This is a genomic window from Mycolicibacterium alvei (genome assembly GCF_010727325.1).
GTDB lineage: Bacteria > Actinomycetota > Actinomycetes > Mycobacteriales > Mycobacteriaceae > Mycobacterium > Mycobacterium alvei.
This window is the reverse complement of sequence record NZ_AP022565.1, coordinates 1,025,471-1,037,297: the sequence shown is the minus strand read 5'-3', so window position 1 is coordinate 1,037,297 and position 11,827 is coordinate 1,025,471. Positions and strand designations below refer to the sequence as shown.

The window sequence follows — 11,827 nt, the reverse complement described above, 5'->3', positions numbered from 1 at the left end:
TGTCGGTCGCCGATCGGGTCGGATTCGCTAGGGTGTTCCTATGCCCCTTCCGCTGATCTGGCTCATCGTGGCACTGGGACTCGCCGGGGCAGAGGCACTGACCGGCGACATGTTCCTGCTCATGTTGGCCGGGGGCGCGCTTGCGGCGACGGGGTCCAGTTGGTTGTTCGACCTGCCGATCTGGGCCGACGGAGTGGTGTTCCTAGTGGTGTCGGTGCTCTTACTGGTATTGGTCCGGCCCGCCCTGCGGCGCCGTTTCGAGGCCGGACAAGGGCTTCTCGAGCCGGTCAAGGCGCTCGAGGGCAGGTCCGCACTGGTGCTGGACCGGGTGGCGGAGCACGAGGGCCAGGTCAAGCTCGATGGTGAAACCTGGACGGCGCGGCCACTCAACGACAACGATGTGTACGAACCGGGAGAGCACGTCACCGTGGTGCGGATCGACGGCGCCACCGCGGTGGTCTTCAGGACAACGTAGGACCTAGGGAGGGACTCATTGTGGATGGTGCGGTAGCCGGACTCGTATTGCTGATTGTGCTGGTGGTGTTTGCCATCATCGTCGTAGCCAAATCGGTTGCGCTCATTCCCCAGGCCGAGGCCGCGGTGATCGAGCGGCTCGGCCGGTACAGCCGCACGGTCAGCGGCCAGCTGACCCTGCTGGTGCCGTTCGTCGATCGGGTTCGCGCACGGGTGGACCTGCGTGAGCGGGTGGTGTCCTTTCCGCCACAAGGGGTGATCACCGAGGACAACCTGACTCTGGCCATCGACACGGTGGTGTACTTCCGGGTCATGAATCCGCAGGCGGCGGTATATGAGATCAGCAACTACATCGTCGGTGTGGAACAGCTGACCACCACCACACTGCGCAATGTGGTCGGCGGCATGACCCTGGAACAGACGTTGACGTCACGCGACTCGATCAACCAGCAACTGCGCGGGGTGCTGGACGAAGCGACGGGCCGCTGGGGCCTGCGGGTGGCGCGGGTCGAGCTGCGCAGCATCGACCCGCCGCCGTCGATCCAGGAATCGATGGAAAAGCAGATGAAGGCCGACCGCGAGAAGCGCGCGATGATCCTGACCGCAGAGGGTGTCCGCGAATCCTCGATCAAACAGGCCGAAGGTCAGAAGCAGTCGCAGATTCTGGCTGCCGAGGGTGCCAAGCAGGCCGCGATCCTGGCGGCCGAGGCCGACCGGCAGTCGCGGATGTTGCGCGCCCAGGGTGAGCGTGCCGCCCAGTACCTGAAGGCACAGGGGGAGGCCAAGGCCATCGAGAAGACCTTCGCTGCGATCAAGGCGGGGCGGCCGACTCCGGAGATGTTGGCGTACCAGTATCTGCAGACGCTGCCGGAGATGGCCAAGGGCGAGGCGAACAAAGTCTGGCTGGTCCCCAGCGATTTCGGTTCGGCATTGCAGGGATTCACCAAGATGCTTGGTGCGCCCGGTGAGGACGGGGTCTTCCGCTACACCCCACCGCCGGTGGAGCAGGGCCTGCCCAAGCCCGAGGATGACAGCGACGAGGTCGCCGAGTGGTTCTCTACCGAAACCGATCCGGTGATCGCTCAGGCCGTTGCGAAGGCCGAGGCCGAGGCCCGTGCCACCACGCCGCCGCTGGGTGCGGCGTCGCCGCCCAATGAACTGGAGGGTGGCACACACCGCGCTTGACTTCCTTGACGCGGTAGACTTGACGAAGTTGACGCATCCGGGAGGCCGCCATGACCGATCTCGCATTGTTCGAGCGTCAGATAATGCGGTCGGTGAGCCGGAAGGTCCATGAGCGGTTGCGTCGGGCCGACGAGGCCAGCCTCGGCCCGGAGGCATTCGGCGACCCGGAGGAGATCGCCGATGCCATGGTGGCGGCGTTGCCGCTGGGCCACGTGTTCGACGAGATCACGGGGCCGTTCTACGACACGGCAGGGCTGACCCGCTGGCTCGGCATCACCCGACAGGCGCTGCACCAGAAGGTGGCCAGGTACGCGGTTCTGGCCTGCCCGCTCGATGATGGCGGGGTGGTGTACCCGACGTGGCAGTTTCTCGACAGCGGCGCCACTATTCCCTCGCTGCGCGATGTGCTGACCGTGCTGACCGAGGGCACCGACGATCCGTGGATGGCCGCGCTGTGGATGCGGGCGCCCGCTGACCGCCTCGACGGGTCCTGCCCCGCTGACTGGCTGCGCCGCGGTGGAGATCCGCAGCGGGTGATCGAGATGGCGCGGGAGACCGCCGCGAGTTGGAGCGCATGAGCCGGCAACGGCTTGCGCTCGGTTCACCGCCCGATGTCTCCGGCTTCCCACGGACCCGGTTGCGCACCGACCATCTGCTGTACCGGGCACACACCGTGGGTAGGTCGCCGTGGTGGTTCTCCTCGGACCTGACCGGCCGCTTCGATCTGCTCCCGCCGAGCGGAACCTGCTATCTGGCAACCGATGTCACGACGGCGCTGCGGGAACGCTTCGGGCATGACCTGGTCCGGCAGGGCGCGGTCACGTTCGAGGCAGCGGCCCGGACCGCGTTGTCGAGGGTGCGGGTGCCGGCCGCCAGATGGTTGGCGAACGTGTGCTCGCCGCGGGCGGCCTCGTTCGTCGGGATGACCCGCGAGATCGGAACGTGCCCGGCGTACGAGCTGCCGCAGGCCTGGGCCGCGGCCTTCTCGGCTACCGGGCGTCACACCGGAATTCGCTATCAGACGCGGTTCAGCACCGGTGCCGGCGCGAACGCGGTCGCCCTGTTCGAGGATGCGGGGCACCATGATTGGGCGGTCGACCCGTCACCGACCGGCGGAGTGCAGGCCTGCGTGACCGTCGGCATCGTCGTCGCACATCGGCCCGTCCGGCGTCAGGTGCGGATCCAACCTCCCCCCGGCTAGGGCGGCGCGTATCAGCGTCGGGGCTGTAACCGCAGTTCCACCAACGGCAGCGGCGCACCCGTATCGGGGATCGGTTGGCCGAGGGTCTCTTCGAGGACGAGCCTGAACTGCTCCCACGTCTTGGGATGCTGCGTGCGGTAATCCGCCAGGACCCGGTCGACGGCCTGCTGGTCGAGCACATGGGCGACGGCGGCGGCCGGTCGGTGACTGCCGAGCCACACCCGGACCTCTGGGTTGACGGACACGTTGCGGAACCACTGGGCCTTTGTACCGAAACCTGAGGCGACGACGATGGTGTCGGCGTTCGGCCGGCCCACCACTTCGAGCACGACGTAGCGGCGCGCGCCGGAGGTGCGACCGATGTGCTCGAGCATCATCATCCTTGAGCCGAACAGCGCCCCGGCCCGGAACCGGTAGAGCCAGATCGGGGCACGCACGAGCCGGCGGGTGCGTAGGAGTCGGGCACCGAAATCGGACAGCGTGGCCATGCGTTATCTCCTCACGGTTTCATGCCCGTGCGTGACCTGCGCACGGGCACGCTCGCGGTGGTGGAGGCGCCATTCGTGGACCAGGCCCGCCACGCCGAGAGCGGCTGTACTCGCCGACACCAGGACCAGCGCCGGGCTGATGTTCCCGGTCAGCGCGTCGCCGAGGACGACGACGGCCGCCGTGCCGGGGAACAACCCCACCAGTGTCGCGAGTGCGTAGGGCACGACCCGCACGCCAGAGGCGCCGGCCGCGTAGTTCAGCACCGAGAACGGCACCGCCGGGATCAATCGCATGGACAGCACGACCGGCCAACCGCGCCGCCGCAGCCGGGCATCCAGCGTGTCGATCCGAGGATGGGGGACCAGCCGATTGAGCTGCCAACCGGCCGCGCGGATCAGGAACAACGCGAGCACGGCGCTGACCGCGCTCGCCGCCACCGCGATCGCCACGCCCAGAACCGGCCCGAACAACAGGCCGGCGGCCAGGGTGAACGCGGTCCGGGGGAACGGGAAGACGGTCATGACGGTGTGCGCACCGAGGAAGGCCAGCGGGAACCACGGGCCCACCGACGTGGCCCAGTCCCGCATCTGCATCGCCGTGGGTAACGGAACCAGTACGGCAACTGCGACAATAATCACAATGCCGGCCAGCAGGCCCACAATCCGCCTGGTAGGCAATTGGGAAGCCGTCGCGAGTACCGCGGTGCGCACCACGCGCAGGGTTCTGACGACGGGTTTCACGTCTTACAACAGTACGGCCCTCGGCTGAGAACACCGCTGAGCACGGCTGTGAGTCCACCTACCAGGGGTCAGGCCCGTGACGGCGATCATTTAGCCTGAGGGGCGAGTTGGTAGGTCACACGCTGCGATAACAGGAGATGCGGGTGTCGTTACAGGAGACCAGTGCGGTCGAGTCGGACCGCGCGCAGTGGCGGACGGCGGTCGGCGGCGTGCTGGCCAAGAGCAGTCGGCGGGACGTGGCCGATCTGCCGGTCGAGCCCGAACGCCTACTGGATTCGCAGACCTACGAGGGTTTCGCCATCCGGCCGCTGTACACCAGCCTCGACGCGCTGCCCGAGCCGTCCCTGCCGGGCCGGTGGCCGTACACGCGCGGCGGTGATGCCCTGCGTGACGTGAAGTCCGGTTGGAAGGTCGTCGAGAGCTTCCCCGCTGTCGCAGGTACCGCGGTCGGCACCGTCAACGGCGCCGTCTTGGTGGCGTTGACCGAGGGGGTCAGCGCCCTGGCAATACGGGTCGGTGGCGAGGACGGTATCGCCCTCGGCGAGCTGGACCGCCTGGTCGACGGTGTGTTCCTGGATCTGGTTCCGGTGATCCTGGAAGGCACTGGAGCAGCGGACCTGGCCGCCACCGCGGACGCGGTGCTGTCGCTACTGGCGGACCTCGATGACGACCAACGCTCGCGGCTGTCGATCGACCTGGGCGCCGACCCGCTGACCGCACCGCTGGCGGGGCAGCCCACCGTCGGAGGAGCCGACAATTCAGCCGCGGCCGATGACGCCGGCCTGTCGGCCACCGTCGCAAAGCTCACCGGCTACGCCGGCGGGGTACGGGCGATCACCGTCGACGGTCCGGCGTTCCACAACCTGGGTGCCAGCGCGGCCTGGGAGCTCGCCGGATCGGTCGCCGCGGCGGTCGCTTACCTGCGGATGCTCAGCGGTGACGGGGTGGCCACACCGGATGCGTTGCAGCAGATCAGCTTCCGGTACGCAGCGGACGACGATCAGTTCATGACGATCGCCAAGCTGCGCGCCGCCCGGCAGCTGTGGGCACGGGTCGCCGAGGTGGTCGGTGCATCCGGCGCCGGTGCCGCCCGGATCCACGCGGTCACCTCGCTGCCGATGATGACCCAGCGCGATCCCTGGGTGAACATGCTCCGCACCACACTGGCCGCCTTCGCGGCGGGTGTCGGGGGAGCCGACACCGTGCAGGTGCATCCGTTCGACGCTGCGATTCCCGACGGCCTGGACGGGACGTCGACGAGCTTCAGCCGCCGTGTCGCCCGCAACACCCAGCTGCTGTTGCTGGAGGAGTCGCACATCGGTCAGGTGCTGGACCCGGCCGGCGGCTCGTGGTTTGTCGAAGATCTGACCGCGGCGCTCGCCGAGCAGGCCTGGGCGCACTTCCAGGACATCGAGGCACGTGGCGGCTTCGTCGCGGCCCGTGACTACATCGCGGCGCAGATCGCCGAGGTCGCCGCTCGGCGCAGTGACGACATCGCCCACCGGCGCACCGCGATCACCGGTGTGAACGAATTCCCCAACCTCGACGAAAAGCCGCTCCCGCAGCCGTCTTCGGTGTCGTCGATCGCCCGGTACGCCGCCGGGTTCGAGGCACTGCGCGACCGCTCCGATGCCTACCTCGCGGCGACCGGAGCTCGCCCCAAGGTTCTGCTGCTGCCGCTGGGCCCCTTGGCCGAGCACAACATCCGCACCACCTTCGCGTCCAACCTGTTGGCGTCCGGCGGGATCGAGGCGGTCAACCCCGGGACCGTCGATGCGGACGGGGTTGCCGGCGCGGTGGCCGAGGCCGGTGCCCCGACGGTGGCGGTGCTGTGCGGCACCGACACCCGCTACGGTGCCGAGGCCTCCGGTGCGGTTGCGGCTGCACACGCGGCCGGTGTGCGCCAGGTGCTGCTGGCCGGACCGGAAAAGGCTGTCGCCGAGGCTGATTCGAAGCCCGATGGATACCTGACCGCGAAGATCAATGCGGTGGAAGCATTGTCGAACCTGCTCACCGGACTGGGGGCCTGAGATGACTGCCACAACTGGAATCGGAAGTTTCGCCGACGTACCGCTGCACGGCGAAGGCACGGGTGAGCCTGCCACGCCGGAGGCGGTCGAGGCGCAGGTCGCCGCCGCCGCGGCCGCCCACGGCTACGCGCCCGAGCAGCTCACGTGGACCACGCCCGAGGGCATCGACGTCAAACCGGTGTATGTCGCCGCCGACCGCGACACCGCGGCTGCGGCCGGATACCCGCTCGACAGCTTCCCCGGCGCACCGCCTTTCGTGCGCGGACCGTACCCGACCATGTACGTCAACCAGCCGTGGACCATCCGCCAGTACGCCGGCTTCTCCACCGCCGCCGAATCCAACGCGTTCTACCGCCGCAATCTGGCCGCCGGTCAGAAGGGTCTGTCGGTGGCCTTCGACCTGGCCACCCACCGCGGCTATGACTCCGACCATCCCCGGGTGGCCGGTGACGTCGGAATGGCCGGGGTGGCCATCGATTCGATCCTCGACATGCGCCAGTTGTTTGACGGCATCGACCTGTCGACGGTTTCGGTGTCGATGACGATGAACGGCGCGGTACTGCCGATCCTGGCGCTCTACGTCGTCGCTGCCGAGGAACAGGGCGTGCCGCCGGAGAAGCTGGCCGGGACCATCCAGAACGACATCCTCAAAGAGTTCATGGTCCGCAACACCTACATCTATCCGCCCACGTCGTCGATGCGGATCATCTCGGATATCTTCGCCTACACGAGCGCCAAGATGCCGAAGTTCAACTCTATCTCGATTTCGGGTTACCACATCCAAGAGGCTGGAGCGACAGCCGATCTGGAGCTGGCCTACACGCTGGCCGACGGTGTCGAGTACATCAAGGCCGGCCTCGAAGCCGGGCTGGACATCGACAAGTTCGCACCGCGGCTCAGCTTCTTCTGGGGCATCGGCATGAACTTCTTCATGGAGGTGGCCAAGCTCCGCGCCGGCCGCCTGCTGTGGAGCGAGCTGGTGGCCCAGTTCGACCCGAAGAACGACAAATCGCTGTCCCTGCGTACCCATTCGCAGACCTCGGGCTGGTCGCTGACCGCGCAGGACGTGTACAACAACGTGGCCCGTACCTGCGTCGAGGCGATGGCGGCCACCCAGGGGCACACCCAGTCGCTGCACACCAACGCACTCGATGAGGCGCTGGCGCTGCCCACCGATTTCTCGGCACGGATCGCCCGCAACACACAGCTGCTGCTCCAACAGGAATCGGGCACCACCCGGCCCATCGACCCGTGGGGCGGCTCGTACTACGTCGAGTGGCTCACGCACCAGCTGGCAGAGCGGGCGCGGGCGCACATCGAGGAGGTCGCCGAGCACGGCGGCATGGCGCAGGCCATCAGCGACGGCATCCCCAAGCTCCGCATCGAGGAGGCCGCCGCCCGTACGCAGGCCCGTATCGATTCGGGCGCGCAGCCGCTGATCGGCGTCAACAAGTACCAGGTCACCGAGGACCAGGAGATCGAGGTCCTCAAGGTCGAGAACAGCCGGGTCCGGGCCGAACAGCTGGCCAAGCTGGCGCAGCTGCGGACCGACCGGGACGAGTCGGCGACCCAGGCCGCGTTGGCAGAGCTGACCCGTGCCGCCGAGGCCACTGGCTCTGCCGGCGAGGACGGGCTGGGCAACAATCTGCTGGCGCTGGCCATCAATGCGGCCCGGGCCAAGGCCACCCTCGGCGAGATCTCCGACGCACTGGAGAAGGTGTACGGTCGGCATCAGGCCGAGATCCGGACCATCGCCGGTGTCTACCGCGATGAGGTAGGGAAGGCCGGAAACGTGAGTACCGCAACCGAATTGGTTGAGAAGTTCGCCGAGGCCGATGGCCGGCGGCCGCGCATCCTGGTGGCCAAGATGGGTCAGGACGGGCACGACCGTGGGCAGAAGGTGATCGCGACGGCATTCGCCGATATCGGTTTCGACGTCGACGTGGGCTCGTTGTTCTCGACCCCCGACGAGGTCGCCCGTCAGGCTGCCGACAACGACGTGCATGTGGTCGGGGTGTCCTCGCTGGCCGCAGGGCATCTCACCCTGGTGCCCGCGTTGCGTGACGCGCTGGCCGAGGTGGGCCGCTCCGACATCATGGTCGTCGTCGGCGGGGTCATCCCGCCCGGAGACTTCGACGAACTGTACGAGGCCGGGGCGACCGCCATCTTCCCGCCGGGCACCGTGATCGCCGATGCCGCCATCGGCCTGCTGCAGAAGCTGGCAGACCGACTCGGTTACCAGTTGAGCGAGTAATGGCTCCCATTCGGAGGGCAGGAGCGGAGCGACCCGGGATATGACATCGGTCCCTGAGTTGGCGGCCGCCATCCGCAACGGCGACCGCGCCGCGCTGGCGCGGGCCATCACCCTGGTCGAATCCACCCGGGCCGACCATCGCGACCGGGCCCAGCAGTTGCTGCTGGAATTGATGCCGGATGCGGGCAAAGCCCAACACATCGGCATCACCGGGGTTCCCGGCGTCGGCAAGTCGACGACGATCGAAGCACTCGGTATGCACCTCATCGAGGCCGGCCACCGGGTCGCGGTTCTGGCGGTGGATCCGTCGTCGACCAGGACCGGCGGCTCGATCCTGGGAGACAAGACCCGGATGGCCCGGCTGGCGGTCCACCCGGATGCCTATATTCGGCCGTCGCCGACCTCCGGGACGCTGGGTGGGGTGGCCAAGGCCACCCGGGAGACCATCGTTCTACTGGAGGCCGCGGGCTACGACGTCATCCTGGTCGAGACCGTGGGGGTCGGGCAGTCCGAGGTCACGGTGTCGAACATGGTCGATACGTTCGTGTTCCTCACCCTGGCCCGCACCGGTGACCAACTCCAGGGCATCAAGAAGGGTGTGCTGGAGCTGGCGGATGTCATCGTCGTCAACAAGGCCGACGGTGAGCACGCGATCGAGGCCAAGGCGGCCGCCCGTGAACTGACGGGCGCTATCCGCCTCATCTATCCGCGCGAGACACTTTGGCGGCCACCGGTTCTCACGATGAGTGCGATCGAAGGCCATGGGCTGGCCGAACTGTGGGAGACGGTGCTCAAGCATCGTCAGGTGCTCACCGAGGCCGGCGAGTTCGAGGCCAGGCGTCGGGCGCAGCAGGTGGACTGGACCTGGTCGATGGTGCGCGACACTGTGCTGGACCGCGTGATGTCCCATCCCGGCGTGCGCAGCATCCGCGACGACGTGGAGCGTCGCGTGCGCGAGGGCGAACTCACTCCGGCCTTGGCCGCGCAGGAAATCCTCGACGCGGCCGATTGAGACGATCCGGAAGCGAAAGGCTGGGCTGACCCGAGATGAGGGACGTGAACGCGAAAATGCGTGTGCTGGTGGTCGCGGCAATGGTCGGCGCGGCGGTGCTGACCGGGTGTGGCGGCGGCGAGTCGACGGCGACCCAACCCACGGTGGCCAAGACCAAGCTGCAGGCCATGGCGAAGGACAAGCTGGAAGCCGCTGCCAAGCGCAAGGCCAAGTCGGTGACCTGCGACGACGGCATTGTCGGCAAAGTGGGGACGACCCAGCGCTGTGTGCTGACAGCCAAGGACGGCAGTAAGTACGGCGTCACAGCGACGGTCAAGGCTGTGGAGTCCGGCAAGGTCATGGTCGACTTCAAGGTGGACGACAAGCCGACCACCTGACCCCGTGGCCCGACTCAGCTAACAGGTCGGTAACGGGTGTGGAATTTGCCGGGGGTACAGGTAAATTCAACTGTGTGACCGATCACATCCGGGGGCGCGACGAGGCGCTTCCACACGGCGTCCAAGGCGCGGCGGACAGGAACTTTTCCTGTACGGTCCGCGCGTTCTCGAAACTGTTCCCAGGCCGGAAGTACGGCGGCGGCGCGCTGGTGATCCTGCAGGACGGACAGCCGGTCGTCGACGTCTGGACCGGCTACTCGGACCGTGACGGCACACAGTACTGGACGGCCGACACCGGTGCGATGGTGTTCTCGGCGACCAAGGGCATGGCCTCGACTGTCATCCACCGCCTTGTCGACCGTGGTCTGATCGAGTACGACAGCCCGGTGAGCGAGTATTGGCCTGAATTCGGGGCCAACGGCAAATCCGCGATCACGGTGCGGCAGGTGATGGCGCATGAAGCCGGGCTGTCTCAGCTCAACGGAGTCAGCAAAGCCGATCTGCTCGATCACCAGGTGATGGAGAACCGGGTCGCGGCGGCTCCGGTGAACCCACTTCTGTTCGGCAAGCCGGCCTATCACGCGCTCACCTACGGCTGGCTGATGTCCGGTCTGGCTCGCGCCGTGACGGGGCACGGTATGCGCGAGCTGTTCCGCATCGAGTTGGCCGAGCCGTTGGGAACCGACGGTCTGCATCTGGGGCGTCCGCCGGCCGGCGCCCCGACCCGGGCCGCACAGATTCTGGTGCCGCAGCGGCGTTGGCCCAACCAGGTTTTCGACTTCATGGCGCCGCGGCTCGCCGCGCTGAACTCCTCAAGAGCATTCGGCTCGATGTACTTCCCCGGGGTGATGTCCCTGGTCCAGGGCGATACCCCGTTCTTGGATTCCGAGGCGCCTGCCGTCAACGGCGTCGCGACGGCCCGCGGCCTGGCCCGCATGTACGGTGCCATCGCCAACCATGGCCGCTTCGGTGGCGTGGAGTACATGTCCGAGCGCACGATTGCGGGGCTGACCGGCCCGTCCGGCATCCGCCCGGACCGCAATCTGGGGGTGCCGCTGGGTTTCCATCTGGGGTATCACTCGGTTCCATTCGGGGTCATGCCCGGATTCGGGCACGTCGGTCTCGGCGGGTCGGTCGGCTGGGCGGACCCGGCCAGCGGGCTGGCGATCGGCTTTGTGCACAACCGGCTGCTGACGCCGATGTTGTTGGACATGGCGACATTCGTCGGGCTGAACGCATTGATCCGCAAGGACGTGGCTCGCGCGCGTCAGCGCGGCTTCGAGGCCGTGCCAAATCTCGGTGCACCACCGTACGAGGTACCCAAGCCCGCTGCGGTCTAGTCCTCTTGCCGCTCGTTGCGGATCGTTGAGCGCGTAACGGGAACGGTGGAGTACCGTCTCCACCTGCAGTGATATACATCACATCCAATCCCAGACCTGGGAGTCTCATCCCTGGATTGCAGCGCATGTCCACCGTTAACCTCGGCTGATTTGCCTTGGTAGACAGAATGTAGTTTCTGTCACGTGCCCAGTTCGGGGTGGGCTGGATCTCAATTGGCCCATCTCGGACCCGGAGTTTGGTACGTCGATGTCCCAGGCGTTGCGATCTTGGACCGGCCCTGGTGATCAATGCTGGTCATGACGTTGCAGAGTCAACGATATCCATTAGCTGATGCGTCTTTTAGGTACACATTCGTACCGCAGTCAGGCGTTCTGTCTGCGGAACATGAATTCGGTTCAACTATGTTCGGTCAGTTTGCGTACCAGTTTCCGGCTAACTAATGACAGGGACCGCATAATTGTCCGTGGGTGACAAACAAATCGCGTTCATCAACCTATGGACAACCTGTGAAAATGCGTCTGCGGGTCCGAAATCGAGACCGGTATTAGTTAGCGAGATAATTTCTCTCGGTGGGGGTGAAAGCGAGGAGTTGGTAGTGAATCACATTGCAGTGCAATATTATTGACAGATCAGGACGATCTACCGGCCCTGTCGCGCATGTCTCGCTGGCCCAATTGTCCGGCACTGCCAAATCTTGAGAATTGGTCTGCATAGCGAACTCTTG

11 protein-coding genes are annotated in these 11,827 nt (G+C 66.7%); 9 read left to right on the top strand and 2 right to left on the bottom strand.

All coding sequences use genetic code 11. The features are described 5' to 3' along the window. Window positions 1-40: 40 nt before the first annotated feature. The 4 genes from G6N44_RS04855 to G6N44_RS04840 are packed head-to-tail and all read left to right on the top strand — an operon-like array spanning window position 41 to window position 2,860. Entirely contained in the window at window positions 41-475 is a 435-nt protein-coding gene (locus G6N44_RS04855) for an NfeD family protein (RefSeq protein ID WP_163661611.1), read from the top strand. 20 nt (window positions 476-495) lie between these two features. After that, window positions 496-1,659 carry an SPFH domain-containing protein gene (locus G6N44_RS04850; RefSeq protein ID WP_163661609.1) on the top strand — a complete coding sequence of 388 codons (1,164 nt, stop codon included), beginning with the start codon at window positions 496-498 and terminating at the stop codon, window positions 1,657-1,659. A 50-nt stretch (window positions 1,660-1,709) separates the two neighbouring features. Next, window positions 1,710-2,237, top strand: coding sequence for a hypothetical protein (locus G6N44_RS04845; protein ID WP_163661607.1), 528 nt, complete (start codon window positions 1,710-1,712; stop codon window positions 2,235-2,237). Next, window positions 2,234-2,860, top strand: a complete 627-nt coding sequence (locus tag G6N44_RS04840) for an RES domain-containing protein (protein ID WP_163661604.1) — start codon at window positions 2,234-2,236, stop codon at window positions 2,858-2,860. Before G6N44_RS04845 ends, G6N44_RS04840 begins: the two co-directional genes overlap by 4 nt. A gap of 11 nt (window positions 2,861-2,871) precedes the next feature. On the opposite strand, the gene G6N44_RS04835 is transcribed toward G6N44_RS04840, so the two are convergent. Beyond that, window positions 2,872-3,348, bottom strand: a complete 477-nt coding sequence (locus tag G6N44_RS04835; RefSeq protein ID WP_163661602.1) for a nitroreductase family deazaflavin-dependent oxidoreductase — start codon at window positions 3,346-3,348, stop codon at window positions 2,872-2,874. Between the two features lie 3 nt (window positions 3,349-3,351). Next, the gene (locus G6N44_RS04830; RefSeq protein ID WP_163661600.1) at window positions 3,352-4,089 is read right to left on the bottom strand and encodes a TVP38/TMEM64 family protein; all 738 of its coding nucleotides are present in this window, start codon (window positions 4,087-4,089) and stop codon (window positions 3,352-3,354) included. Between the two features lie 137 nt (window positions 4,090-4,226). Between G6N44_RS04830 and mutA the strand changes: the two genes are divergently transcribed. From mutA to lipL, 5 genes are all read left to right on the top strand, one after another. Next, entirely contained in the window at window positions 4,227-6,119 is a 1,893-nt protein-coding gene (gene mutA, locus G6N44_RS04825; RefSeq protein WP_276039270.1) for a methylmalonyl-CoA mutase small subunit, read from the top strand. 1 nt (window position 6,120) lies between these two features. Then, complete coding sequence (scpA, locus tag G6N44_RS04820; protein WP_163661596.1) at window positions 6,121-8,373, top strand: methylmalonyl-CoA mutase; 2,253 nt, start codon at window positions 6,121-6,123, stop codon at window positions 8,371-8,373. Between the two features lie 40 nt (window positions 8,374-8,413). Next, window positions 8,414-9,385: a methylmalonyl Co-A mutase-associated GTPase MeaB gene (meaB, locus tag G6N44_RS04815; RefSeq protein WP_163661594.1), complete on the top strand. Its 972-nt coding sequence runs from the start codon at window positions 8,414-8,416 to the stop codon at window positions 9,383-9,385. Window positions 9,386-9,420: 35 nt separating this feature from the next. Beyond that, entirely contained in the window at window positions 9,421-9,762 is a 342-nt protein-coding gene (locus G6N44_RS04810; RefSeq protein ID WP_163661592.1) for a DUF4333 domain-containing protein, read from the top strand. Between the two features lie 74 nt (window positions 9,763-9,836). Further along, entirely contained in the window at window positions 9,837-11,102 is a 1,266-nt protein-coding gene (gene lipL / locus G6N44_RS04805; RefSeq protein ID WP_163661590.1) for an esterase/beta-lactamase LipL, read from the top strand. The last annotated feature ends 725 nt before the right edge of the window (window positions 11,103-11,827 follow it).